The 24,430-nt window shown below is 72.3% G+C and carries 22 protein-coding genes and 1 riboswitch; of the genes, 18 read left to right on the plus strand and 4 right to left on the minus strand.

The window, feature by feature from the left end; translation table 11 throughout:
* The first annotated feature begins 1 nt into the window (after position 1).
* The 3 genes from ACZ7GX_RS38520 to rdmE all read left to right on the plus strand — a co-directional run bounded on the left by ACZ7GX_RS38520 (position 2) and on the right by rdmE (position 4,365).
* Positions 2-1,561, plus strand: coding sequence for a cellulose binding domain-containing protein (locus tag ACZ7GX_RS38520; RefSeq protein ID WP_498784446.1), 1,560 nt, complete (start codon positions 2-4; stop codon positions 1,559-1,561).
* A gap of 202 nt (positions 1,562-1,763) precedes the next feature.
* On the plus strand, positions 1,764-2,780 hold the full coding sequence (locus ACZ7GX_RS38525) for a Gfo/Idh/MocA family protein (protein WP_498784448.1): 1,017 nt from the start codon (positions 1,764-1,766) through the stop codon (positions 2,778-2,780).
* A 43-nt stretch (positions 2,781-2,823) separates the two neighbouring features.
* On the plus strand, positions 2,824-4,365 hold the full coding sequence (gene rdmE, locus ACZ7GX_RS38530) for an aklavinone 12-hydroxylase RdmE (protein ID WP_498784450.1): 1,542 nt from the start codon (positions 2,824-2,826) through the stop codon (positions 4,363-4,365).
* A 56-nt stretch (positions 4,366-4,421) separates the two neighbouring features.
* Here rdmE and ACZ7GX_RS38535 read toward each other — a convergent pair whose 3' ends face one another.
* Entirely contained in the window at positions 4,422-5,693 is a 1,272-nt protein-coding gene (locus tag ACZ7GX_RS38535) for an MFS transporter (RefSeq protein ID WP_498784452.1), read from the minus strand.
* 180 nt (positions 5,694-5,873) lie between these two features.
* Between ACZ7GX_RS38535 and ACZ7GX_RS38540 the strand changes: the two genes are divergently transcribed.
* The 6 genes from ACZ7GX_RS38540 (at position 5,874) to ACZ7GX_RS38565 (ending at position 10,442) form a co-directional block, all read left to right on the plus strand.
* Positions 5,874-6,227, plus strand: a complete 354-nt coding sequence (locus ACZ7GX_RS38540; RefSeq protein ID WP_498784454.1) for an SSI family serine proteinase inhibitor — start codon at positions 5,874-5,876, stop codon at positions 6,225-6,227.
* 291 nt (positions 6,228-6,518) lie between these two features.
* Positions 6,519-8,432 carry an ABC1 kinase family protein gene (locus ACZ7GX_RS38545; protein WP_498784456.1) on the plus strand — a complete coding sequence of 638 codons (1,914 nt, stop codon included), beginning with the start codon at positions 6,519-6,521 and terminating at the stop codon, positions 8,430-8,432.
* A 31-nt stretch (positions 8,433-8,463) separates the two neighbouring features.
* A complete protein-coding gene (locus ACZ7GX_RS38550) occupies positions 8,464-9,225 on the plus strand; it encodes a hypothetical protein (RefSeq protein ID WP_498784458.1) in 762 nt (253 codons plus the stop codon).
* Entirely contained in the window at positions 9,218-9,532 is a 315-nt protein-coding gene (locus tag ACZ7GX_RS38555; RefSeq protein ID WP_498784460.1) for a transcriptional regulator, read from the plus strand. The genes ACZ7GX_RS38550 and ACZ7GX_RS38555 overlap by 8 nt, the downstream gene beginning before the upstream one ends.
* Positions 9,529-10,014, plus strand: coding sequence for a glutathione peroxidase (locus ACZ7GX_RS38560; protein ID WP_498784462.1), 486 nt, complete (start codon positions 9,529-9,531; stop codon positions 10,012-10,014). Before ACZ7GX_RS38555 ends, ACZ7GX_RS38560 begins: the two co-directional genes overlap by 4 nt.
* On the plus strand, positions 10,011-10,442 hold the full coding sequence (locus ACZ7GX_RS38565) for a hypothetical protein (protein WP_498784464.1): 432 nt from the start codon (positions 10,011-10,013) through the stop codon (positions 10,440-10,442). The genes ACZ7GX_RS38560 and ACZ7GX_RS38565 overlap by 4 nt, the downstream gene beginning before the upstream one ends.
* A gap of 365 nt (positions 10,443-10,807) precedes the next feature.
* On the opposite strand, the gene ACZ7GX_RS38570 is transcribed toward ACZ7GX_RS38565, so the two are convergent.
* Together ACZ7GX_RS38570 and gcvH are read right to left on the minus strand one after the other, a co-directional pair.
* Positions 10,808-12,172 (minus strand): L-serine ammonia-lyase, encoded by a 1,365-nt coding sequence (locus ACZ7GX_RS38570; protein WP_498784466.1) that lies wholly within the window; start codon positions 12,170-12,172, stop codon positions 10,808-10,810.
* A 4-nt stretch (positions 12,173-12,176) separates the two neighbouring features.
* The gene (gene gcvH, locus ACZ7GX_RS38575; RefSeq protein WP_498784468.1) at positions 12,177-12,557 is read right to left on the minus strand and encodes a glycine cleavage system protein GcvH; all 381 of its coding nucleotides are present in this window, start codon (positions 12,555-12,557) and stop codon (positions 12,177-12,179) included.
* 125 nt (positions 12,558-12,682) lie between these two features.
* Positions 12,683-12,777: riboswitch (glycine riboswitch) on the minus strand.
* 195 nt (positions 12,778-12,972) lie between these two features.
* On the opposite strand from gcvH, the gene ald reads away from it, so the two are divergent.
* The 6 genes from ald (at position 12,973) to ACZ7GX_RS38605 (ending at position 20,970) form a co-directional block, all read left to right on the plus strand.
* Positions 12,973-14,079, plus strand: a complete 1,107-nt coding sequence (gene ald, locus ACZ7GX_RS38580; protein WP_498784470.1) for an alanine dehydrogenase — start codon at positions 12,973-12,975, stop codon at positions 14,077-14,079.
* Between the two features lie 343 nt (positions 14,080-14,422).
* Positions 14,423-14,605, plus strand: coding sequence for a hypothetical protein (locus tag ACZ7GX_RS38585; RefSeq protein ID WP_123745591.1), 183 nt, complete (start codon positions 14,423-14,425; stop codon positions 14,603-14,605).
* Positions 14,606-14,610: 5 nt separating this feature from the next.
* Positions 14,611-14,985, plus strand: coding sequence for a hypothetical protein (locus ACZ7GX_RS38590; protein WP_498784472.1), 375 nt, complete (start codon positions 14,611-14,613; stop codon positions 14,983-14,985).
* A gap of 48 nt (positions 14,986-15,033) precedes the next feature.
* Positions 15,034-16,242 (plus strand): ABC transporter ATP-binding protein, encoded by a 1,209-nt coding sequence (locus tag ACZ7GX_RS38595; RefSeq protein WP_498784474.1) that lies wholly within the window; start codon positions 15,034-15,036, stop codon positions 16,240-16,242.
* Positions 16,242-17,114 carry an ABC-2 transporter permease gene (locus ACZ7GX_RS38600; protein ID WP_498784476.1) on the plus strand — a complete coding sequence of 291 codons (873 nt, stop codon included), beginning with the start codon at positions 16,242-16,244 and terminating at the stop codon, positions 17,112-17,114. The genes ACZ7GX_RS38595 and ACZ7GX_RS38600 overlap by 1 nt, the downstream gene beginning before the upstream one ends.
* Before the next feature lie 94 nt (positions 17,115-17,208).
* Positions 17,209-20,970: an ABC transporter ATP-binding protein gene (locus tag ACZ7GX_RS38605; protein WP_498784478.1), complete on the plus strand. Its 3,762-nt coding sequence runs from the start codon at positions 17,209-17,211 to the stop codon at positions 20,968-20,970.
* A 57-nt stretch (positions 20,971-21,027) separates the two neighbouring features.
* Here the strand turns inward: ACZ7GX_RS38605 and ACZ7GX_RS38610 are convergent, their stop codons facing one another.
* Complete coding sequence (locus ACZ7GX_RS38610) at positions 21,028-21,354, minus strand: rhodanese-like domain-containing protein (protein ID WP_498784480.1); 327 nt, start codon at positions 21,352-21,354, stop codon at positions 21,028-21,030.
* Positions 21,355-21,439: 85 nt separating this feature from the next.
* Between ACZ7GX_RS38610 and ACZ7GX_RS38615 the strand changes: the two genes are divergently transcribed.
* From ACZ7GX_RS38615 to ACZ7GX_RS38625, 3 genes are all read left to right on the plus strand, one after another.
* A complete protein-coding gene (locus ACZ7GX_RS38615; protein ID WP_498784490.1) occupies positions 21,440-22,024 on the plus strand; it encodes a TetR/AcrR family transcriptional regulator in 585 nt (194 codons plus the stop codon).
* 75 nt (positions 22,025-22,099) lie between these two features.
* On the plus strand, positions 22,100-22,702 hold the full coding sequence (locus ACZ7GX_RS38620) for a TetR/AcrR family transcriptional regulator (RefSeq protein ID WP_498784482.1): 603 nt from the start codon (positions 22,100-22,102) through the stop codon (positions 22,700-22,702).
* A gap of 85 nt (positions 22,703-22,787) precedes the next feature.
* Complete coding sequence (locus ACZ7GX_RS38625) at positions 22,788-24,278, plus strand: FAD-dependent monooxygenase (RefSeq protein WP_498784484.1); 1,491 nt, start codon at positions 22,788-22,790, stop codon at positions 24,276-24,278.
* Positions 24,279-24,430 lie beyond the last annotated feature (152 nt).

Consider the following 24,430-nt stretch of genomic DNA (forward strand, 5'->3'; position numbering starts at 1 on the left):
CATGTCACGACGAACGAGCGCGCTGCTCGCAGCGAGCGCGCTGGCCATAGGTTCACTGGTCGTGGGTCCGGCCGCGCAAGCGGCGCCGGGCGTCACCGCCACCTTCGCCAAGACCCAGGACTGGGGCAGCGGCTTCGAGGCCCGGTTCACCGTCGCCAACGGCGGACCGTCCGCCATCACCTCGTGGCGCATCGAGTTCGACCTGCCCGCGGGCACCGCGCTCGGGTCGTACTGGGACGCACTTGTCACCCGATCGGGTGATCATTACGTGGCGACCAACCGCGAGTACAACGGCAACGTGGGTGTCGGCGCGTCGACGAGCTTCGGCTTCGTCGGCACCGGTTCCGGCGCGCCGCTCAACTGCACCGTCAACGGGGCTCCCTGCACCGGTGGCGGCGGCGGTGACACGGCCGCGCCCAGCGCGCCCGGCTCCCTGCGCGTCACCGGCACGACCAGCAACTCGGTCTCGCTCGCGTGGACCGCGTCGACCGACAACGTCGGCGTGACCGCGTACGACGTGTACCGCGGCACCTCGGTCGCCACCGCGGTCAGCGGCACGACGGCCACCGTGACCGGCCTGAACGCGTCCACCTCGTACACGTTCACGGTGCGGGCGCGCGACGCCGCGGGGAACACCTCGGGCCCGTCCGACCAGGTCTCCGCGACCACCCAGCCGGGCACGAACCCGACCGGCGGCCGGGGCGCGCCGTACCTGTTCCTGGGCTGGGGCAACCCGCCCGCGCCGGCCACGATCATGAGCACGACCGGCGTCAAGTGGTTCACCATGGCGTTCGTGCTGTCGTCGGGCGGCTGCAACCCGGCGTGGGACGGCAACCGGCCGCTGACCGGCGGCATCGACGCGCAGGCGATCCAGCAGATCCGGGCGGCCGGTGGCGACGTCGTGCCGTCGTTCGGCGGGTGGAGCGGCAACAAGCTCGGCCCCAACTGCTCGACCCCGCAGGCGCTGGCCGGCGCGTACCAGCAGGTCATCAACGCCTACGGGCTCAAGGCCATCGACATCGACATCGAGAACACCGACGAGTTCGAGAACGCCGCCGTGCAGGACCGGATCCTGGAGGCGCTCAAGATCGTCAAGGCGAACAACCCGGGCATCCAGACCATCGTCACGTTCGGCACCACGACCACCGGCCCGAACTCCTGGGGCAACCGGCTGGTCGAGCGGGCGGCGGCGATCGGGGCGGGCGTCGACGTGTTCACGATCATGCCGTTCGACTTCGGCAGCTCGAACATCGGCGCCGACACCGTCAACGCCGCCACCGGGCTCAAGGACAAGCTGAAGGCCACGTTCGGGTGGTCGGACGCGGAGGCGTTCCGGCACGTCGGCATCTCGGGCATGAACGGCCTGTCCGACCAGCGCGAGGTGACGACCACCCAGACGTGGACGCAGCTGCGCGACTGGTCGAAGTCCAACGGCCTGGCCCGGTTCGCGTTCTGGGCCGTCAACCGCGACCGCGGCGGGTGCGACGGCCAGGTCGCGTCGAACTGCAGCGGCATCCCGCAGGCGGACTGGGAGTTCACCCGGATCACGGCCGGGTTCTGAGCGGTTCGCCGACCGGTTTCGACACCTGGCCGAACTCCATGAGGAACGCGTCGCGGCCGTGAGGTCGCCACGCGCTGGTCGACGGCGCCGGAGACGGCGTCGGCGACCTCGGAGGGCGCCTGTCGGGCACGGGGTTTCGGGCGCTCCGAAGACACCGCGCGCGACAGGGCGTCCCGGTCTTGGGCCGCTTAGGGTTCGGGTCATGCGCACCGCACTGATCGGTTACGGGCTCGGCGGAGCCGCCTTCCACGCACCGTTCCTGTCCACCACGCCCGGCTTGGCGCTGGGCGCCGTCGTCACCGGGAACCCGGAACGGCAGGCGGAGGTGTCGTCCCGCTACCCGGAGGCCGAGCTGATCTCGTCGGTGGACGAGGTGTGGCGGCGGGCCGACGAGTTCGACCTCGTCGTGGTGACCACGCCGAACCGGTTGCACGCCGCGCACGCCCGTGCCGCGTTGGAGCACGGGCTGAACGTCGTGGTGGACAAGCCGTTCGCGCCGTCGGCCGGCGAGGCGCGGGAGCTGGCGGACCTGGCGGCGGCACGCGGGTTGCTGCTGGCGCCGTTCCACAACCGGCGCTGGGACGGCGACTTCCGCACCGTGGCGCGGCTGGTCGGCGAGGGCGCGTTGGGGCGGGTGCACCGGTTCGAGTCGCGGTTCGAGCGGTGGCGGCCGGAGGTGAAGGGGAGCTGGAAGGAGTCCGGCGACCCGGCCGACCTCGGCAGCATCGTGTTCGACCTGGGCACGCACCTGGTGGACCAGGCGGTGGCGCTGTTCGGGCGTCCGACGAGCGTGTACGCGGAGGTGCGGACGTTGCGGGCCGGCGCCCGCGCGCACGACGACGCGTTCCTGGCGCTGACCCACTCGTCCGGCGCCGTGTCGCACCTGTGGGCGTCGGCGTTGGCGGCGTCGCCGGGGCCGCGGTTCCGCGTCCTGGGCGACCGGTCGGCGTACGTGAAGCACGGGATGGACCCGCAGGAGGAGGCGTTGAAGGCGGGCGAGGTGCCCGGCGGGGAGGGGTGGGGCGAGGACGCGGTGGAGCGGTGGGGCGTGCTCGGCACGGAGCCGGTGCGCACGGAGCCGGGGGCGTACCAGGACTTCTACGCGGCCGTCGCCGCTGGTCAGGCCCCTGTTCCGGTGGCGGACGCGGTCACCGGGCTGGAGGTCGTCGAGGCGGCGTTCGCGTCGGCGCGTTCGGGTGAGGTCGTCCCACTGCCCTAGGTGTCTTGCCGGCCGAATCTCTCAGTGACTAAGATTCTTTGTCATGAGAGACGACAGGCGTGTGCAGGTGCTGGTGGTCGGCGCGGGGCTCAGCGGGTTGACCGCGGCGTTGTTCCTGGCGCAGCGGGGCGTTTCGGTGCTGGGGATCTCGAAGCACCGGGGCACGTCGCCGCACCCGAAGGCGACGGGGCAGACCCACCGCACGATGGAGGTGCTGCGGCGGGCCGGCGTCGCGGACGAGGTGCTGGCGGGTGGCGCGGGGCTCGACGGCGGGCTCGTGATCAAGGTCGCGGAGAGCCTGCGCGGGCGGGTGTTTCACACGATCGTGCACGAGGACGACACGTGGGAGACCCCGCTCAGCCCCGAGCGCTCCGGCATGGCGAGCCAGGACCACGTGGAGCTGGTGTTGTTGCGGCGGGCGCGCGAACTGGGCGCCGAGGTGCTGTTCGAGACCGAGCTGGTGTCGTTGGCGCAGGACGACGACGGGGTGTCGGCGCGGGTCCGCTCGGCCGGGGGCGAGTACACCGTCCGGGCGGACTACGTGATCGGGGCCGACGGGCACCGCGGGGTGGTGCGCTCGGCGGCGGGCATCGGGCGGCAGGGCCCCGGTGAGCTGTCGAGCCACGTCGGCGTGGTGTTCGACGCGGACCTGACCTCGCACATCGCGGCCGACAAGTTGACGTTGTACTACCTGCGGAACCCGGCGTTCACCGGTGCGTTCGTCGGCACGAACACCGCGCGGCGCAACGTGTTCACGATCGAGTACGACCCGGCGCGCGAGTCGGCGGCGGACTACCCCGTGCGGCGGTGCGTCGAGCTGCTGCGGATCGCCACGGACGCGCCCGACCTGGAGCCGGAGATCCTCGAGGTCACGGCGTGGGAGATGGCGGCGTGGCTGAGCGACCGGTTCCGGGTCGGGCGGGTGTTCCTGGTCGGTGACGCGGCGAAGGTGACGCCGCCGACCGGCGGGCTCGGCGGCAACACGGCGATCGGCGACGGGTACGACATCGCGTGGAAGCTGGCGGAGGTGCTCGACGGCGAGGCCGGTGAAGGGCTGCTGGACAGCTACGAGGCCGAACGGCGGCCGTACGCGAAGCTGGTGGTGGACGGGTCGTACGCGAACTACGTGCAGCGGTTCGCGCCGCACCTGGCGGGCCCGGACGTGCCGGCGGAGGTCGACCACCTGCACCTGACCCTGGGCTACCGCTGCCGTTCGAACGCCGTGCTGATCGAGGACACCGACCCGGCGCCGGTGGAGGACCCGGCGACCCCGTCCGCCCGCCCCGGCTTCCGCGCACCGCACGTCGTGGTGACCCACCACGGCCGCCAGGTGTCCACTCTGGACCTGTTCACCACCTGGACCCTCGTCACGCTGAACCCCGAGTGGCGCGATACCGCCGTGCCGTCCCTGCACGTCCCCACCATCACCGACCACACCGACACCCTGGCCACGCGCTACCGCATCGGCCCCGCGGGCGCCGCCCTGATCCGCCCCGACGGCGTCATCGCCTGGCACACCACCAATCCCCCCACCTCCCCCGCTCCGGACCTCTCCACCACCCTCCGCACCCTGAAATCCCTCTGACCCCCGCGCGTGTCCTGCGTTCGCGTCCCGCGTTCCGAACGCAGGGCACGCGCGGGTCAGGAGGCGGTGCGGCGGAGGGTCTCGCCGATGGCGAGCAGGGAGAGGGCGCTGATCAGGGCCCCCACGATCAGGTACAGGGAGATCGGCCACGAGTCGTGGGTCGGGGTCACGCCCAGGAGCCACGTCGCGATCACGGGCGACAGGCCACCACCCAGCACGGCGCCCAGCTGGTAGCTCAACGACACCCCGCTGTACCGCACCCGCGTGCCGAACAGCTCGGCGTAGTAGGCGGGCATCGGCCCGAACACCGCCGCCGAACCGGCGAACGCCACCACCATCGCCAGCACCACCAGCCCCGGCGACCGCGTCTCCAACAGCCAGAACAACGGGAACGCGAACACGCCCAGGAACGCCGCCCCACCGAGCATCACGGGCAACCGACCCACCCGGTCCGACAGCCGCGCGAACACCAGGATCGCCAACGCCTGCGCGAACGCGCCGATCAGCCCGGCGGTCAACAGCGTCCCCCGCGCCATCCCCAGCTGACGCGTCCCGTACGACACCGCGAACGTCGCCACCACGAAGATGAACATGTTGAACCCGAGGTTCACCCCCGCGCCGAGGAGCACCTTCCGCCACGACTCGCGCAGCACCACGGCCACCGGCAGCCGCACCGCGCCCGCCTTCTCCCGCGCCTCGCGGAACACCGGGCTCTCCTCGACCGACAGCCGCACGTACAGCCCGACACCCACCAGCACCAGGCTCGCCAGGAACGGCAACCGCCAGCCCCAGCTCAGGAACGCGTCGCCGGACACCGCGGTCGACGCCGCCATCGCGCCGTTGGCCAGCAGCAACCCGACCGGCGACCCGAGGAACGTCCAGCTGCCGTACCACCCCGTGCGCCCGACCGGCGCGTGCTCGACCGCCATCAACGTCGCGCCGCCCTGCTCGCCGCCCAGGAAGAAACCCTGCACCACCCGCAGCAGGACCAGCAGCAACGGCGCGGCCAGCCCGATCGAGGAGTACGTCGGCAGCAACCCGATCGCCGCCGTGCACAAGCCGGTCGCGGTCAACGTCAGCACCAGCATCGACCGCCGCCCGATGCGGTCGCCGAAGTGACCGATCACCACCCCGCCCAGCGGCCGGGCCAGGAAACCCGCGCCGAACGTGGCGAACGCCAGCAGCGTGCCGATCCGGGGGTCGAAGGAGGGGAAGAACAGCTTGTCGAACACCAGCGCGGACGCGGTGCCGTAGAGCAGGAAGTCGTACAGCTCGACCGCGTTCCCGGCGGAGCTGGCGAACGCCACCCGGCGCACTTCGGAAGCCATCCACCCACCCTGGCCCGCACGGGCGCGCGACCCACCTCGACCGTGAGCCACGTCACACACCCGCCGCTACCGACGGGTACCGCAACCCCGGCCCGCCGAACCGGTTCGATCTTGCCGGAAACCACACGATCCGGTGAGATGCCTGGAGTTGAGCGGTAATCGGCCGCCACCCTGTGGAGCATGGCACCACTCCCGCTGTTCGCGGCGATCGCCGCGCTCATCCCCTCGTTCACCAACCCGGAGTCGAGTTTCGTGCTCAGCGTGCAGCGCGGCGAATCGCTCCTGTTGTCGAACCTGACCTGCGAACCCGCCGGCGGCCTGCACCCCAGGGCGGACGAGGCGTGCCTCGCCTTGTCCGGTGTGGACGGACAGATCGACGGCCTGTCGACCGACCAGGGCCTGTGCACGCTGGAGCACGACCCGGTGCGCGTCACGGCGTCCGGCACGTGGCGCGGCGAGACGCGGTCGTTCGAGGCGGAGTTCCCGAACCCGTGCGTGATGCGCGCGCAGACCGGTCCGGTGTTCGACTTCTGACCCGGCAGGGGCGCAACCCGTGGAGGGCCCGCGACACCGCCGCCGAAGTCGTGGCCCCTCCACGGGGTCCTGCGAAGGTCCTCGGACCTCTCAGGCGACCGTAGGGACCCGAGGACCTGATCGTCAACCTTCTTCACATTCGTGAAACGAGGTCGCCGCACCCCTCTGCCCAGACCATTACCGGGTGAACACCTCCTTGAGCCATCCGAGTGATCGGATCTCTGGTTCTGGGTGCGCACCGTCTCAGGCAGACCGTTCTATCCTCCGCGCGAACCGCTTGGGGGAAGACGTATGGGTGATTTCCTGCTGTACACGATCGCCGTTCCGGTGACGTTCCTGTCCTTGGTGCTCGGCATGGCCCTGGCCGCGCGCCGCATCCTCGGGCTCCACGTCGGGCTCATCCGCACGACGCTCGCGTGCATGGTCGGCCTGTCGGCGAGCGAGGCGGCGCTGAACGCGATGCCGGGCCCGGAGACCACGCCCGCGCTGGCGACCGTGCAGATCGGCGTCGCGCTGCTGATGATGATCGCGCTGCTCACGTTCGCCGAGATCGTCGTGCCGACCGGCTCGATCCCGCCGCCGACCGAGTGGTGGCGCGCGCTGCGCGGGCGGGTCTCGCGCACCCGCCGCTACTCCCGGATCACCGCGATCGCGTTCCGCCACGGCCTGGGGCCGTACCTGCGCGGCCGGGAGCGCACCGACACCCGGCTGGCCCGGTCGCTGCGGCTGGCGCTGGAGGAGGGCGGCGTCACGTTCGTCAAGCTCGGCCAGGTGCTGTCCACGCGGCCGGACCTGCTGCCGCCGGACGTGGTCGACGAGCTGGCCCTGTTGCAGGACAAGGTGCCCGCCGCGCCGTGGCCGGCGGTGCGCGAGGTGCTGGTGGCCGAGCTGGGCCTGCCGCCGGAGGAGGTGTTCGCCGAGTTCGACGAGCGGCCGATCGCCGCCGCGTCGGTCGCGCAGGTGCACCGGGCGCGGCTGAAGTCCGGCGAGGACGTGGTGGTGAAGGTGCAGCGGCCGGGCGTGCGGCGGGTCGCCGAGGGCGACCTGGACATCGTGAACCGGCTCGCGTCGACGTTGCACGACAAGACCCGGTGGGGCAGAGCGATCGGCGTGCGCGACCTGGCCGCCGGGTTCTCCGCCGCGTTGCGCGAGGAGCTGGACTTCCGGGTCGAGGCGCGCAACCTGGCGGCCGTCCGGGCGGCGTCCGACGGCAACGACGTGGTGCTGCCCGCCGTGCACGAGGACCTCTGCACGGCACGCGTGCTGGTCATGCAGCGGCTGGACGGCGCGCCCGTGCGGTCGGCGTCCCTGGAGTCGGTGGACCGGGACGCGCTGGCCCGCACGCTGCTGGACGCGCTGCTGCGCCAGGTGATGCTCAACGGCGTCTTCCACGCCGACCCGCACCCCGGCAACATCATGCTGCTGGGTGACGGCCGGCTCGGCATGCTGGACTTCGGCTCCGTCGGCCGGATCGACGCGCAGCTGCGCGCGGCGCTGGGCAAGCTGCTGCTGGCCATCGACCACGGCGACCCGGCCGGCCTGCGCGACGCGCTGCTGGAGCTGGTGGCCCGGCCGGACGAGATCGACGAGCAGCAGCTGGAGCGCGCGCTCGGGCAGTTCATGGCACGGCACCTCAGCACCGGGATGCGGCCGGACGTGGAGATGTTCGGCGACCTGTTCAAGCTGGTCTACCGGTACGGGCTGAGCATCCCGCCGGAGATCGCGGCGGTGTTCCGGGCGCTGGCCACGGTGGAGGGCACGCTGGCCGCGCTGTCGCCGGGGTTCAACATCGTGGTCGAGTCGCGGTCGTTCGCGGACAAGCAGTTCAGCGCGCACCTCACGCCGGAGTCGCTGAAGCGCACCGTGACCGAGGAGCTGCACGCGCTGATGCCCATGCTGCGGCGCCTGCCACGACGGGCGGACCGGATCTCCAGCGCGTTGGAGCAGGGTCGGCTGGGGCTGAGCATGCGGCTGTTCGCCGACGAGCGCGATCGGCAGTTCATCGTCTCGCTGCTGCACCAGGTGATGCTGACCGTGCTGGGCGCGACGGCGGGCGTGATGGCCGTGCTGCTGCTGGGCGCGGACGGCGGGCCGCACGTCGGGCCGGACCTCTCGCTGTTCCAGGTGTTCGGCTACAACCTGCTGGTCATCAGCGTGCTGCTCGGGCTGCGGGTGGTGGTGACGATCTTCCGGCCACGCGGTTGACGCGGTTGGTTTGCGGTGCAAACCTGACCGGGTGGCAGACCTGCTGGGTGACCTGGCCGAACTGCGCCGTCGGGCGCGGGAGGACCGGCACGCCTACCCGTTCCCGCTGCTGTTCTTCGGCGTCGCGTCGTTCTTGGCCGTGCCCCTGTACGCGCCGTCACCGGGGGCCGCGGCGGCGTGGAGCCCGTTGACGGTGCTCGGCGCGCACCCCGAGGTGCGGCACCCGACGCTGCTCGGCCTGTACTGGCTGCTCGTGCTGGTGGTGGGCGGGCTCGCCACGGCGTGGTGGTACCGCAGGCGCGGCGCGAGGGTCGGCATCGAGACGTCCACGGCGGGCTACCTCGGCGCGTTGGCGATCGGGTTGAGCGCGCCGGTGGTCGGCGTGGTGCTGGCGGTCGTCCTGCCGGGTCACCGCGTCGGCGCCTCCTGGCCGTGGTCGGGCACGGCGATCGGGCTGATCGTGCTGGCCGTGGCCACCGTGCTGTGGCGCCGCCGCGCGCCGCTGGTGCCGACGGCGGCCGCGGCGGTGCTCGGCACGGCGGTGCTCCAGTACGACCAGGGCCCGATCGGGCAGTTCATCGCGATCGGCCTCGGCCTGGTGGTGCTGGCGGCGGTGGAGCGCAGCACCCGGTTCACCACCATCACGGCGGGGTACCTGGTCGCGCTGTGCGTGTCGGCCGGCTTCACGCCGCCGGCCGCGGTCGACCCCGGCACGTGGTCGTTGGGCAGCGTGGTCGTGCTGCCCGGGTTGGTGCTCCTCGTGGGCGGTGTGGTGGGCTTGCGGCGTGGCTGAGCACCCCACCGCGTCGCTGGACGACGTGGTGCACCAGAGGCACCGGCTGGGCATCCTCACCGTGGCGGCGGAGGCGAAGCGGGTCGAGTTCGGCTACCTGCGGTCCACTTTGGAGCTGACGGCGGGCAACCTGTCGCGGCACATCGCCGTGCTGGAGGAGGCCGGGCTGGTGGCCGTGGAGAAGGGGTACGACGGCAAGCGGCCGCGGACGTGGGTCGGCGTGACGGCGGCGGGGCGGGCCGCGCTGGCGGCGGAGATGACGGCCCTGCGGGCGCTCGTCGAGCGGCACGTAGCCTCGCAGCCATGAGCATCCACGACATCCCGCTGCGCACGCTGTCCGGTGAGCCGTCGAGCCTGGGCGCGTTGGAGGGCAAGGCCTTGCTGGTGGTGAACGTCGCCTCGAAGTGCGGGCTGACGCCGCAGTACCAGGGCTTGGAGCGGTTGCAGGAGCGGTTCGCGGGGCAGGGGTTCTCCGTGGTCGGGTTCCCGTGCAACCAGTTCGCCGGGCAGGAGCCGGGCACGGCGGAGGAGATCGCCACGTTCTGCTCCACCACGTACGGCGTGACGTTCCCGCTGTTCGAGAAGGTCGAGGTGAACGGCCCGTCCCGGCACCCGCTGTACGCCGAGCTGACGTCGTTCGCGGACCTCGACGGCGCGGCCGGCGACGTGCAGTGGAACTTCGAGAAGTTCCTGCTCGCCCCGTCCGGCGAAGTCGTCGCCCGGTTCCGGCCGCGGACCGAGCCGGAGGACGAGGCGGTCGTCAAGGCCATCGAGTCGGTGCTGCCTTGACCGCGCGGGCGGAGTTGGAGCGCCTGGCCCGGCAGGCGCGCGACGAACTGGCCGCCGCCGGCCTGCCCCTGTCGCACGAAGGGCTGGCGCCGGACCTGCAGTGCGGCGTCACGGTCCGGGTGACCATGTGGGAGCCGGACGACGGCGTGGTGCACGCGGACTGGCGGCCCAGCCCCCGGCTCAGCCGGGTGGCGGTCGACGCCCTGCGCCACAAGCACCTGGACCACCCGGCCCTGCACCAGCAGGGAGCCGTGTCGCAGGCCATGGCCGACGCCGTCATCACCATCCTGACCGCCGCCGGCTTCACCGCCCGGCACACGACGAACGACTACCTCCCGTACGGCGTCGACGTCCTCGCCGCACCCGAAGGCCCGCCCGCGTGGGCGGTCCACGACGACGAGCTGACCATGCCGGGCTGGTCGGGGTGACCGAGGCCGGGACCGCCCTCCGCAAGGGCAGCCCCGGCCTCGGTCCGAATTGCACACTCGCGCTCACGACGGCGTGAACCTCCTCCCGTAGCCGCTGCTGAATTCTGCTGTGCTGGATCAAGGCGCGCCGACCTGAGGGCGCGACAGCTGGCAGCAGCAGCAGTCGGGACGATCGCGTGGTCGAGAAGTGTTGTGCGGCATCGAGGTTCAGGCCGAAGACGCGCGAACGGGCTCCACCCCGCGTTACAAGGTGGAGCCCGTCAGGTGCGGCTCAATCAGGCCGCCTCCAGGCCGTGGGACGTCAGGCAGTGGCGAGAACCATCGAGCACCGATGCAAGACGTCTGCGCTGGTCAGGGGCTATAGATCAGCACTCGATGACGTTCACGGCGAGGCCGCCGCGGGCCGTCTCCTTGTACTTGACCTTCATGTCCTTGCCCGTCTCACGCATGGTCTTGATGACCTTGTCCAGCGACACGAAGTGGGAGCCGTCGCCGCGCAACGCCATCCGCGCCGCCGTGATCGCCTTGATCGACGCCAACGCGTTGCGCTCGATGCACGGGATCTGCACCAGTCCCCCGATCGGGTCGCACGTCAGCCCCAGGTTGTGCTCCATGGCGATCTCGGCCGCGTTCTCCACCTGCTCCGGCGTGCCACCCAGCACCTCGGCCAGCCCGCCGGCCGCCATCGAGCACGCCGAGCCGACCTCGCCCTGGCACCCGACCTCGGCTCCGGAGATCGACGCGTTCTCCTTGAACAGCACGCCGACCGCACCCGCCGTCAGCAGGAACCGCACCACGCCGTCGTCGGACGCGCCCGGCACGAAGCGGGTGTAGTAGTGCAGCACCGCGGGCACGATGCCGGCCGCGCCGTTGGTCGGCGCGGTCACCACGCGGCCACCCGCGGCGTTCTCCTCGTTCACCGCCAGCGCGAACAGGGTCACCCAGTCCATCACCCGCAACGGGTCCGTGGCGTAGTGCTCGGCGGCCATCCGCTGCCGCATCTCGGCCGCCCGCCGCCGCACCTTCAAGCCGCCGGGCAGCACCCCGGTCCGCGTGCAGCCGCGCTCGACGCACTCCTGCATCACGTCCCAGATGCGCAGCAGCCCCGAGCGCACCGACTCCTCGTCGCGCCACGACCGCTCGTTGGCCAGCATCACCTCGCTGATCGACAGCCCGGTCTCCCGGCACCGCGCCAGCAGCTCGTCACCGGTCCGGAACGGGTGCGCGACCGGCGTCTCGTCGGGCTTGATCCGGTCCGCCCCGGTGGCCGTGTCGTCCACCACGAACCCGCCGCCGACGGAGTAGTACACCGCCGAGTCGACCACGACGTCACCCGAGTGGGCGGTGAAGCTCATGCCGTTGGGGTGCAGCGGCAACGACTTCCGCCGGTGCATCACCAGGTCGGCGTCCTCGGTGAACGCGATCTCCCGCACCCCGGCCAGCCGCAGCCGCCCGGTCGCCCGGATCTCCGCCAGCCGCCGCTCGGCCTCCTCCGGGTCGACCTCCTCCGGCCGGCTGCCCTCCAGGCCCAGCACCACCGCCTTCGGGCTGCCGTGCCCGTGCCCGGTCGCGCCGAGCGACCCGAACAGCTCCACGTGCACCCGGTCGACCGAGGCCAACGAGGGCCGCAGCCGTTGCGCGAACATCATCGCCGCGCGCATCGGGCCCACCGTGTGCGAGCTCGACGGTCCGATGCCCACGGAGAACAGGTCGAACACGCTGATCGCCATGACGTCAGTCCCCGGTCAGTTCCGCGTACTTCGCCGCGGTCAGCAACCCGGACGCGTCCGTCACGGCCACCTTGAACAGCCACCCGGCCCCGTACGGGTCGTTGTTGATCAACGACGGGTCGTCGACCGCGGCCCGGTTGACCTCGACCACCTCGCCGCTGATCGGCGCGTACAGGTCGCTGACCGACTTGGTCGACTCCAGCTCGCCGCACACATCGCCCGACTTCACCACGGCGCCGACCTCGGGCAGCTCCACGAACACGATGTCACCCAACGACTCCGCCGCGTACGACGTGATGCCGACCGCCACGGGGTCCTGGGTACCCGGCGCCCAGTCCACCCACTCGTGCTCGGGCGTGTACAGCAGGTTGTCCGGAAAAGTCACGACAGCGCTCCCTCACGGCAAGGTCCACCAGAGCCCCACTCTGTCCTGGGACCTGAGAGCTTCACCGACGCCGGAGCGGCGGCTTGCACCGTGGGTGCGCGGACTTGCGCGCTTTCCAGAGTCGCCTCACCCGAGCGGTTCTCGCTGCCTGAGAGTGTGCGGGGTACTTGCTCCTTCGGCGCCCCGGCACGTTCACCGAGGTCTCTCCCGCGCGGGTTCCGGCGCTCCTGGCGCGCCGCGGCCGATGTTCAGTTGGTTGGCCCGCACGCTAGGTGCCGGGCCCGACGGGTGTCAACGCACCGCCGGGCTTGTTCGATCAGCACAGTGGCGCAGGGGTGCGTTGGTGCCGGCCGCACGATGACACCGAATACCCGTTACCGGACCTTTGGTGTAACAACGGCCGAAGGAGCCCACCGTGCGGATCGCCGTCCCCCGCGAGATCAAGAACCACGAGTACCGCGTCGCGCTGACCCCGGCGGGCGCGCACGAGCTGACGCAGCGCGGCCACGACGTGGTGGTCGAGGCCGGCGCGGGCCTCGGTTCGGCCATCACCGACGAGGAGTACCTGGCCGCGGGCGCGAAGGTGCTGGCGGGCGCGGACGACGTGTGGGCCGAGGGCGACCTGGTGCTCAAGGTCAAGGAGCCGATCGCCGAGGAGTACCCGCGGCTGCGCAAGGGCCAGGTCCTGTTCACGTACCTGCACCTGGCCGCCGACCGGCCGCTGACGCAGGCGCTGCTGGACTCGGGCACCACCGCCGTCGCCTACGAGACCGTGCAGACCGCGAACGGCGCGCTGCCGCTGCTGGCGCCGATGTCCGAGGTGGCGGGCAGGCTCGCGCCGCAGGTGGGCGCGTTCTCGCTGATGAAGCCGTCCGGCGGGCGCGGCGTGCTGCCCGGCGGCGTGCCCGGCGTGCACCCGGCGCGGGTGGTCGTGATCGGCGGCGGCGTGGCGGGCCTGAACGCAGCGGCGATCGCCGTCGGCATGGGCGCGGACGTGCAGATCCTGGACACCAACGTGGACCGGCTGCGCCACATCGACGCCCTCTACCAGGGCCGCCTGCGCACCGTGACGTCCAACCGGTACTCCGTCGAGCAGGCCGTCCGCGAGGCCGACCTGGTCATCGGCGCGGTGCTGGTGCCCGGCGCGAAGGCGCCGAAGCTGGTGAGCAACGAGCTGGTCGCCGACATGAAGCCCGGCTCCGTCCTGGTGGACATCGCGATCGACCAGGGCGGCTGCTTCGCCGACTCGCGCCCGACCACGCACGCCGACCCGACCTACCAGGTGCACGACACCGTCTTCTACTGCGTGGCGAACATGCCCGGCGCCGTGCCGCGGACGTCGACCTACGCGCTGACCAACGTGACGCTGCCGTACGCCGTCGCGCTGGCCGACCAGGGCTGGGAGGCGGCGCTGCGGGCGGACGCGTCGCTGGCGCTCGGCCTGAACGCGCACGAGGGCCTGCTGACCAACCTGCCGGTCGCGCAGGCGCACGGGATGACCCACACGCCGCTCGACTTCTGAGGACCCACCGCGAAGGGCCCCGCTCACGTGCTGTGAGCGGGGCCCTTCGGCGAAAGAAAGACGGCCCGCTCAACCAGCCTGGGGGTCACTGGGAGCGGGCCGCGTCGCCAATCTTAGCCGGGAACGGGGGTCGCTGCCCAGTGACCCCACCGATCCGGCCGAGATTCCCACCCGGCGGTGGCGACGCGCTGTGCCCAAACTCAAGCAATCGAGTGAACTTGGGTGATAACGGGTAAGTCACGACGGCCCCGCGACCGATGCACAGGGCGGGAACCCCGCGGCTACCCGGCGGGGTCGTCCGCTCGCGCGGCGCTCTGCCGCGCCACCTCCGATCGGAGCGCAGATGGCTGAACCCGAGGGCTGGATCGACTGCCACGACCCGTTCGGGCGGGACCGGTCGATGACCGTGCTCGTCGAGGACGACCGAGTTCTGCTGGTCGCGCCGCCCGGCGAGTCCGCCGTGATGTCCGTCACGCAGACGCGCAGGCTGCACCGCCTGCTCGACCAAGTCGCCGACAGGATGTGACGGCCGTGGACGAAGCGCTGCGGGCCGCCGTGATGCGCCGGCTGGCGCTGCTGGACGAGGCCGCCGAGACCGGCGAGGCGGACGCCCTCGTGCCGCTCGCGCGGTCCGAGATCCACCGCCTGGCCGACGGCTGGCGGCTGCTGCTGACCGTGCACCAACCGGATCCGGACGGCCGCTGCGGCGCGTGCCCCGGCATCCTGCGGCACAAGAAGTGGCCGTGCCAGGTGTGGACGATGGCCCACCAGCACCTCATCGGCGACGGCCTGCCGCACCGCGAACGCCGCCGTCCGCTGCGCACGCTGCGACATTCGAAGGAGGTCGAGACGACGGCCGAGATACCCAGGGTCGCGTCGAAACCGCGGCATGCCCTCCCCGAGTGACCCTCCTAGGGCAGGATGACGCCCGGTAGGAGTACTCGGGAGGGACGCGTGCACGACGGCAGTGGCCGCATCGTGGTGCAGAACTTGACCAAGCAGTTCGGTCCGGTCGCAGCGGTGCAGAATCTCAGCTTCACGGTGGAACCCGGTTCGGTGACCGGCTTCCTCGGCCCCAACGGGGCCGGCAAGACGACGACGCTGCGCATGCTGCTCGGCCTGGTGACCCCGACCGCGGGCACCGGACTGATCAACGGCAGGCCGTTCGCCCAGCTCGGCAACCCGGCGCGGGTGGTCGGCGCGGTGCTGGAGGCGCAGGGCTTCCACCCCAAGCGCACGGCGCGCAACCACCTGCGGGTCTACGCGGCCGCGATCGGCGTGCCGGACTCGCGCGCCGACCAGGTGCTCCAGCTGGTGGGCCTCGGCGCGGCCGGCGACCGCAAGGCGGGCGGGTTCTCGCTGGGCATGAAGCAGCGGCTGGCCCTGGCCACCGCGCTGCTCGGCGACCCGCAGATCCTGGTGCTCGACGAGCCGGCCAACGGGCTCGACCCGGAGGGCATCGCGTGGCTGCGGACGTTCCTGCAGTCCTACGCGCGCAGCGGGCGGACCGTGCTGATCTCCAGCCACCTGCTGGCGGAGGTCGAGCAGACCGTCGACCAGGTGGTCGTCATCAGCCGCGGTCAGACCATGTACTACGGCTCGCTCGACCAGCTGCGCGACCAGCAGCAGGGCCGCGTGCTCGTGCAGCCGTCGGACACCGGCGCGCTGGTCGCGGCGTTGCGCGAGGACGGGATCAGCGCGATCGAGCAGCTGCCGGACGGCCGCATCGCGGTGACCGGCGTGGAGGCCAGGCAGGTCGCCGACACCGCGTTGAAGGCGGGTGTGTCGGTCTACGGCATCCAGGAGGAGAAGGTCGACCTGGAGCGGCTGTTCTTCCAGCTCACCAACGGCCAGTACGCGGCGCCGGGCCAGTACGCCCAACCCGGCGGCTACCAGCAGCAGCCGCCCGCCGGGTACCAGCAGCAGCTACCGGCCGGCTACCAGCAGCCGTACCAGACACCGCCGCAGGGCTACCAGCAGCAGCCGCCGCCGGGCTACCAGCAGCCGTACCAGCAGCCGCCCGGTTACGAGCAGCAGTACCAGCAGCAGTACCAACAGCCCCCGCAGGGCTACGAGGCGCCACCACCGGGGTCCCAGCCGCCGCCGCAGGACAACCCGTACGGACAGCAACACGGTCAGGGCGGCCTCGGGGGCGGTGCGTGATGGGCAACCTGATCAAGTCGGAGTTCCGCAAGACGACCACCACGGGCCTGTGGTGGGGCCTGATGATCCCGACCGTGCTGCTCGCGTTCGGCTGGGCGCTCGGCACCGGGGCCATCTTCAAGACCGTCTCGGACATCATGAACAACGACGAGGCGGCGGAGCTCACCGCGCTGCTCAACGTGGACCCGTCGCAGTGGCAGATGTCGGTGTTCGGGATCGCCCGCAGCATCAACGTGGCGACGATCTTCCCGATGATCTTCGGCGGCCTGGCGATCGCGAACGAGATCAACCGCAAGACGATCACCACGACGTTCCTGACCTCGCCCAACCGGGTCTCCGCGCTGGCCGCGAAGATGATCGTCTACATCCTGTGGGGCGCGATCTTCGGCATCGCCATCGTCGCGTCGGTGAGCATCGGCATCGCACTGACCTCGAACTCGGGCTCGTTGCCCGACGCCGGCGGCTGGCTCGCGCTGGCCGGTGTCGGCGTGCTGTCGTCGATCCTGATGACCATGTTCGGCGTCGGCGTCGGCGCGCTGATGACCAGCGTCGTCGGCACCACCGTGGTGCTGCTGCTCTACATGCTGATCGTGGAGAACGGCATCCAGCTCGTGCTGGCGTCGCAGGGCCTGCCGGAGATCATCGGCTTCCTGCCCAACGGCGCGGTGAACGGCATGACCGGCTCGGTGGCGTCGTCGCTGTTCCTGTCGAACGCCGGCGTCGTGCCGGAGGACATGGTCGAGTTCCTGCGGGCGATCGCGGGCGCGCTGGGCGCGTTCGACTGGTGGTTGAGCGGCCTGGTCTTCCTCGTCTGGACGGCGTTGTTCTTCCTCGGCGGCTGGGCGGCCACTCAGCGCAAGGACATCACCTGATCGCGTGTTATTGATCGGCTGACGGAGGCCGCCCGAAGGTTCGGGGCGGCCTTCGTCACCTCCAGGGGGGCCGACACCGTCGGTGGTCCGACCTATGTTGGACCTCGTGACTTCTCCCGACGGCTGGATCCGCAGGCTCGCCAAGGCGTGCTGGCAGCACCGCGCCCTCGTGGTGCTCTCGGTGCTCGCCGCCGTCGTCGGCGTCGGGTTGCAGGCCGTCGGTCCATTGTTGATCAAGGTCGCCGTCGACGACGCGATGGCCGGCCGCACGGACCGCCTGACCTGGCTCGCGATCGTCCTGGTCGGCTTGGAGCTGCTGACCTTCGGCACCGCGTTCGTGCGCCGGTTCCTCGGCGGCCGGCTGGCCGTCGACGTGCAGCACGACCTGCGGCAGGCCGTGTTCGGCGCGGTGCAGCGGTTGGACGGGCCCAAGCAGGACGCGTTGCGCACGGGCCAGGTGGTGTCCCGCTCGATCACCGACCTCCAGCTGGTCAACAGCCTGCTGTCGATGACGCCGCTGGCGTTCGGCACGGTCGTGTTCGCGGTCGCGGCGATCGTGGCGATGTTCTGGCTGTCGCCGCTGCTGACCGTGATCGCGCTGGTGATCACCCCCGCCGTCGGGGTGGTCGCGGCGCGCAGCAGGCTGACGCTCTTCCCGGCCACCTGGTCGGCCCAGCAGCGCGCGGCCGACGTGGCGCAGCACGTGGAGGAGACCGTCACCGGCGTGCGCGTGGTGAAGGGGTTCGGCCAGGAGGCCCGCGAGGTCTCCCGGCTGGAGTCCCGCGCCAAGCTCCTGTTCGCCGAGCGGATGCGCGCGGCCCGCCTGACCGCCCGCCCGTCCGCGACGCTGAACGCCCTGCCCTACCTCGGCCAGGTGGCGGTCCTGGCGCTCGGCGGCTGGATGGCGCTGCGCGGGGAGGTCACCCTCGGCACGTTCCTGGCGTTCGCGACCTACGTGGCCACCCTCGTCGGCCCGACCCGCCTGCTGGCGAGCCTGATGGTGACGGCGCAGCTGGCGCGGGCCGGCGTGGAGCGCGTGTACGAGCTGGTCGACTCGCAGCCGACGGTCGTGGACGGCGACCGCGACGTGCCCGCCGGTCCGGTGGCCGTCGAGCTGCGGGACGTGACGTTCGGCTACACGCGCAGCGAACCGGTGCTCTCGGGCGTGTCCCTGCGCGTGGAACCGGGCGAGACCCTCGCGGTCGTCGGCACCGCGGGCTCCGGCAAGTCGACCGTCTCGCTCCTGCTGCCCCGGTTCTACGACGTGCACGAGGGCGCGGTGTCGGTGGGCGGGGTGGACGTCCGGGACCTGCGGCTGTCCTCCCTGCGCCGGACCGTGGGCACGGTGTTCGAGGAGGCGTTCCTCTTCTCCGACACCGTCCGCGCGAACATCGCCTACGGCCTGCCGGACGCCTCCGACGAGCAGGTGGAGGCGGCGGCGCGGGCGGCCGAGGCGCACGAGTTCGTCCAAGCCCTGCCGGACGGCTACGACACCGTGGTCGGCGAGCGCGGCCTGACCCTCTCCGGTGGTCAGCGCCAGCGCGTCGCCCTGGCCCGCGCCCTGCTCTCCGACCCGCGCGTCCTGGTCCTGGACGACGCGACCTCGGCCGTGGACAACGCCACCGAGGCGGCGATCCACCGCACGCTGGCCGCCGTGACCGCCGAGCGCACGACGCTCCTGATCGCGCACCGGCGGTCGTCGCTCGCGCTGGCCGACCGCATCGCCGTGCTGGACGCGGGCCGGGTGGTCGACGTCGGCACCGACGCCGAGCTGCGGGAGCGCTGCCGCCTCTACCGCGAGCTCCTCGCCGGACCGGGCGAGGCGATCGAGCACGTCGACCCCCGTGCCGACGCCAGGCTGGAACCGGGCCCGGACGGCACGACCCCGGACCTCTGGCCCGAGAGCGACGACGACGACGACGACCTGGCCGTGCGCGCGGCGAACCGGGCCGTCGGCGCGGCCAAGGTCTCCCGGGGCGGCGGTGGCACGTCGGCGCTGCTGGGCGGCACCCCGCCCACCCCGGAGCTGATGGCCCGCGTCCACTCCCTGCCGCCCGCCGACGACGTGCCGACCCTGAACGGCGAGGACCCGCGCGCCCCCGACCCGGGCTTCCGCCTGCGCACCCTGCTGCGGCCCGTCCGCTGGACGATGCTGGGCGTGGGCGGTCTCCTCCTGATCGACACCGCGCTGGCCGTCGCCTCGCCGAACCTGGTGCGCCTGGGCATCGACAAGGGCGTCGTCGGCGGCCAGGTCGGCTGGCTCTGGACCGCCGCCGCGATCAGCTTCACGCTGGTCGTGCTGGGCTGGGTGTCGGCGGCGGCGGGCACCGTCGTGACCTCCCGGCTCGGCGAGCGCCTGCTGTACCTGTTGCGCGTGCGCAGCTACGCCCACCTGCAACGACTCGGGCTGGACTACTACGAGCGCGAGATGGCCGGCCGGATCATGACCCGGATGACCACCGACGTGGACGCCCTGTCCAGCTTCCTGCAGACCGGCCTGACCACGTTCGTGATCAGCGTGCTGACCGTCGTGGGCATCGCGGTGGCCCTGGTCGTCACCGATCCGGGCCTGGCGCTGGTGGCGCTGAGCGTGCTGCCGATCCTGCTGATCGCGACGGTGGTCTTCCAGCGCCTCTCGTCGGCGGCCTACGCGGAGGCGCGCGAACGCGTCAGCGCGGTCAACGCCGACCTCCAGGAGAACGTCTCGGGGCTGCGCGTGTCGCAGGCGTACACGCGGGAGGCGCGGTCGGCCGAGGCGTTCGCCGAGCGCAGCGACGCCTACCGCCGCTCCCGCATCCGGGCGCAGCGGTACATCGCCACCTACTTCCCGTTCCTGTCGCTGCTCTCCGGCGTCGCGCAGGCGGGGATCCTCGTGGTCGGCTCGTACCGCGTGGCGGAGGGCACCCTGTCCCCCGGCGTGCTCCTGGCGTTCGTGCTGTACCTGGGCCTGTTCTTCTCGCCGCTGTACCAGCTCTCGGGCGTGTTCGACGGCTACCAGCAGGCCAGGGTGGGCCTGAGCCGCATCGGCGACCTGCTGCGCACCCCGACCACCGTCCCGCCGGCCGACGACCCCGTGCCGGTGCCCCACCTGCGCGGCGAGGTGGAGCTGCGCAACGTCACGTTCGCCTACCAGGGCACCACCCGTCCCGCGGTGGAGGACATCTCGCTGCACGTCTCGCCGGGCGAGACCGTCGCCTTCGTGGGCGCGACCGGTGCGGGCAAGTCGACCCTGGTCAAGCTGGTGGCGAGGTTCTACGACGCCACCGAGGGCGCGGTGCTGGTCGACGGCGTGGACCTGCGCTCCTACGACCTGGCGGCGCTGCGCCAACGGCTCGGCATCGTCCCGCAGGAGGCGCACCTGTTCGGCGGCGACATCGCGGAGAACGTCGCCTACGGCAAGCCCGACGCGACCAGGGCCGAGATCGAGGCGGCGGTCCGGGCCGTCGGCGCCATGCCCGTGGTGGCCGCCCTGCCCAACGCGTTCCACCAGCAGGTGGGCGAGCGCGGCCAGGGCCTGTCCGCCGGCCAGCGCCAACTGGTCGCGCTGGCCCGCGCCGAGCTGGTCCAGCCGACGATCCTGCTGCTGGACGAGGCCACCGCAGCCCTCGACCCCGCCACCGAGTCCGCGGTCCTGGAAGCCAGCGACCACCTGGCCGGGGCCCGGACCACGTTCGTCGTCGCCCACCGCCTGGCCACCGCCGCCCGCGCCGACCGGATCGTGGTCCTGTCCGAGGGCCGGATCGTGGAGCAGGGCACCCACGCCGAGCTGCTCGAGGCCAACGGCCACTACGCCCGGCTCTGGTCCCACGGCGCCGACGTCGCGCCGGACGCCGGCGAGCTCACCCCGAGCCACTGACCCGTCCGGGCGCCGCGGCCGGACCACGGCCCCCGGAGTCCTCGTCCGCGTGGACCCTCAGGCGGATTCGGTGGGCAGGCCGGCCTCCGTCCAGTCCTCGATGCCCTCGCGGTACTTGCGGACGTCGGTGTAGCCGAGCGCGGTCAGCCGGTCGGCGACCTGCCCGCTGTTGGGGCACGCCGGGTTCGAGCAGTAGGTGACGATCGCGGCGTCGCGGTCGGGGAGCAGGGCCGGCGCCAGGGTGTCGACGTCGGCCAGGACCAGCGCGAGCGCGCCGGGCAGGTGCTGCTTGGCGTAGTAGTCGCCGCCCAGCGCGTCGAGGACGGTCACGGTGCCCGCGTCGATCGCTGCCTTCAGCTCGTCGCGGGTGATGAGTGCGGTCATCCCACTGCCTTCCGGAAGAGAATCGGACTATAGTCCGCTTGTGCCTCACGACGATAGCGGACCGCAGTCCGGTTCTGCAATCCCCCTGGAACTGCTGCGCACCCCGCCACCCAAGGAGCGAACGGACGCGGCGCGCAACCGCGTCGCCGTCCTGGAGGCCGCCGCCCGGCTCTTCGCCGAGCACGGCGTCGAAGCGGTGTCCATGGACCAGGTGGCGACCGCCGCCGGCGTCGGCAAGGGCACCCTGTTCCGCCGCTTCGGCGACAAGTCCGGACTGGCCGCCGCCCTGCTGGACACCCGGGAACGCGTGCTCCAAGAGGCGATCCTGCACGGACCACCGCCGCTCGGCCCCGGCGCGCCGCCCGTCGAACGCCTCGTCGCGTTCATCGACGCCTACCTCGACTACCTGCTGGAACACCTGGCCCTGGTCCGGATGTCGGAGACCGCGGTGCCCGGCGCCCGGTACCGGATCGGGGCCTACCGGTTCTGGCACCGCCACGCGGCGATCCTGCTCGACACCACACCCGACCCCGACCACACCGCCCACGCCCTGCTCGCCGCACTGGCCGCGGAACACGTGGCCTCGCTCCTGCCCGAACTCGGCGAACGGCGGATGCGCGCCGGCCTCGCCCGCCTCGCCCGCTCGGCGATGCGACCCGACGGTTCGTGAGACCCGAGCCTCACCGACAAAACTTTCCGGATCGGCAAGTTTGCAGATCCGGAAAGTTTCGCTAGGCTGATCCGCATGGCGACGGAAGGGCTGCGTGAGCGCAAGAAGCGGGAGACGCGGTTCGCGTTGAGCCAGGCCGCCATCCGGCTCACCCTGGAACGCGGGTGGGACAACGTCTCGGTGGAGGACATCGCCGCCGCGGCGAACGTGTCCGAGCGGACCTTCCGCAACTACTTCGCCAACAAGGCCGAGGCGATCGTCGCCACCCACGTCGAGCGGGGCCGGCGCATCGCCGAGGCCCTCCGCGACCGCCCGGCCGACGAACCGCTCTGGGACGCGCTCGTCGACGCCGTCGCCGGGCAGTTCGAGCCACCGCCGGGCAGCGCCCCGGCGCCGTCCGGTTACCCCGACGCGCTGCAGCAGCTGCTCGCCGAGCCGGCCGTGCAGTACGAGGTGTTCCGCGCCCACACCGCCGCGCAGGACGAGCTGACCGCCGCCATCGCCGACCGCACCGGCACCGACCCCGGCGACCTGTACCCGGGGATCGTGGCCGCCGTGGTCAGCGCGGGTCTGGGCGCCGCGCTCACCCGGTGGACCCGGAACCCCACCGGGTCGATCGCACCACTGCTGCGCGAGGTCTTCGACCAGATCCGCGCCGGGTTGCCCGCCCCGCGCTGACCTCGCCGTCCGCCCCGCAGACCGACGCCCGCCCGACGGGCTCCCCCGGCATGCCCGAAAACACCCGAAGCAGAGGAGTGACGCCATGGACGTGGTCATCGTCGGCGGTGGCCCGAACGGGCTCATGCTCGCGTGCGAGCTCGCCCTGGGAGGCGTCCGGCCGGTCGTGCTGGAACGCCTCCTCGAACCCGCCGCGGAACCCCGGTCGAACGGCCTGGTCGGCCAGGTCGTCCGCCTGGTCGACCGCCGCGGCCTGGTCGAGCGGCTCAGCGGGCAGCCCGGCCCGCCGGCGCCCAACGGCAGCTACTTCATGTTCGCCGCGATGCCGCTCGACCTCGGCCTCCTCGCCGACAGCCCGATCTACAACCTCCCGGTGCCCGAGGCGGCCACCGTCCGGGTCCTCGAAGAACGCGCGACCGAGCTGGGCGTCGAGCTCCGCCGCGGCCACGAGTTCACCGGGCTCGTCCAGGACGCCGACGGCGTCACGCTCACCGTCGACGGCCCGGACGGGCCCTACGAGCTGCGCACCCGGTACGTCGTCGGCGCCGACAGCGCGCACAGCCCGGTCCGCAAGGCCGCCGGCATCGGTTTCCCGGGCGTCACCTACGACCGGTCCACCACCCGCACCGCGCACGTGACCGTGCCGCCGGACCGGCTCGACCCCGCGACCGGCGCGCTGGACGTGCCCGGCCACGGCCCCGTCCTGCCGTTCCTGCCCGTCCGGACCGCCCGCGGCGGCTTCTCCTACGCGCCGCTGCCCGGCCGCCCACCGCTCGTCGCCACCACGGAGTGGGACGAGCCGGCAGCGACCGCTCCGATGAGCTTGGACGAGATGCGCGCCAGCGTCGCCCGCGTGCTGGGCGTCGACGTGCCGCTCGGCGCACCGCCCGGCGCCGGCCCGCACGTGCTGCGCAGGCTCAACGGCGGCAACACCAGGGTCGCCGAGCGGTACCGCGACGGTCGGGTGTTCCTGGTCGGCGACGCCGCCCACGTGTTCGCCGCCGGCGGCACCGGCCTCAACGTCGGCCTCCAGGACGCGGTGAACCTGGGCTGGAAGCTCGCCGCGGCGGTCAACGGCGCCGCCGACGTCCTCGACACCTACGAGGCCGAGCGCCGACCGGTCGCCGACCGGACCATCACCTACTCGCAGGCGCAGTCCGCCCTGCTGTCACCGGGCGAGGACGTGACCGGGCTGCGCCGGCTGTTCGGCGAGCTGCTCGCCCAGCCGGGTGTCGTGCGGGTGGTGGCCGACCTGGTCGCCGGCGCGGACGTCCGCTACCCGGTCGGCGAGGACGCCCACCCGCTGGCCGGCCTGCCCGCCCCCGACCTGGACCTGCGCACGTCGGCCGGCACGGTGCGGCTCGCCGAGCTGGTCAGGACGGCGCGGCCGCTGCTGATCGACCTCACGGGGAACGGCGACCTGCGCGCCGACGGCGTCGAGGTCGTCCGCGCCGAGGCGGACACCGACGTCACCGCCCTGCTGCTCCGCCCCGACTCCTACGTGGCGTGGGCGTCGGACGACGCACACCCGGACCAGGACGAGCTCCGGCAGGTCGCCGCGCGCTGGTTCGGCTGACCGCGGGCACGAGGCCGCCCCGCAGCCCGTGCGGCCTGCGGGGCGAAGAGCGGTCGCTCAGCCCTCCATAAGCTCTTGATCGTCCGGGACACGATGTTCCGGACGCCCGGGTTGGTGGGGTGTGGCAATCAGTCCTCTGCCGTTGGATGGCT

The sequence above is a fragment of the Actinosynnema sp. NPDC037264 genome (genome assembly GCF_055603705.1).

What these genes read in the sequence shown, in the direction of transcription:
- ACZ7GX_RS38535 (WP_498784452.1), bottom strand. Translation starts at nt 5,693, where the DNA reads ATGGCTTCCGAAGTGCGCCGGGTGGCGTTCGCCAGCTCCGCCGGGAAC.
- ACZ7GX_RS38605 (WP_498784478.1), top strand. Translation starts at nt 17,209, where the DNA reads ATGTTGGACCTCGTGACTTCTCCCGACGGCTGGATCCGCAGGCTCGCC.
- ACZ7GX_RS38525 (WP_498784448.1), top strand. Translation starts at nt 1,764, where the DNA reads ATGCGCACCGCACTGATCGGTTACGGGCTCGGCGGAGCCGCCTTCCAC.
- ACZ7GX_RS38545 (WP_498784456.1), top strand. Translation starts at nt 6,519, where the DNA reads ATGGGTGATTTCCTGCTGTACACGATCGCCGTTCCGGTGACGTTCCTG.
- ACZ7GX_RS38610 (WP_498784480.1), bottom strand. Translation starts at nt 21,354, where the DNA reads ATGACCGCACTCATCACCCGCGACGAGCTGAAGGCAGCGATCGACGCG.
- ACZ7GX_RS38540 (WP_498784454.1), top strand. Translation starts at nt 5,874, where the DNA reads ATGGCACCACTCCCGCTGTTCGCGGCGATCGCCGCGCTCATCCCCTCG.
- ACZ7GX_RS38600 (WP_498784476.1), top strand. Translation starts at nt 16,242, where the DNA reads ATGGGCAACCTGATCAAGTCGGAGTTCCGCAAGACGACCACCACGGGC.
- ACZ7GX_RS38520 (WP_498784446.1), top strand. Translation starts at nt 2, where the DNA reads ATGTCACGACGAACGAGCGCGCTGCTCGCAGCGAGCGCGCTGGCCATA.
- ACZ7GX_RS38620 (WP_498784482.1), top strand. Translation starts at nt 22,100, where the DNA reads ATGGCGACGGAAGGGCTGCGTGAGCGCAAGAAGCGGGAGACGCGGTTC.
- ACZ7GX_RS38585 (WP_123745591.1), top strand. Translation starts at nt 14,423, where the DNA reads ATGGCTGAACCCGAGGGCTGGATCGACTGCCACGACCCGTTCGGGCGG.
- rdmE (WP_498784450.1), top strand. Translation starts at nt 2,824, where the DNA reads ATGAGAGACGACAGGCGTGTGCAGGTGCTGGTGGTCGGCGCGGGGCTC.
- ACZ7GX_RS38560 (WP_498784462.1), top strand. Translation starts at nt 9,529, where the DNA reads ATGAGCATCCACGACATCCCGCTGCGCACGCTGTCCGGTGAGCCGTCG.
- ACZ7GX_RS38625 (WP_498784484.1), top strand. Translation starts at nt 22,788, where the DNA reads ATGGACGTGGTCATCGTCGGCGGTGGCCCGAACGGGCTCATGCTCGCG.
- ACZ7GX_RS38570 (WP_498784466.1), bottom strand. Translation starts at nt 12,172, where the DNA reads ATGGCGATCAGCGTGTTCGACCTGTTCTCCGTGGGCATCGGACCGTCG.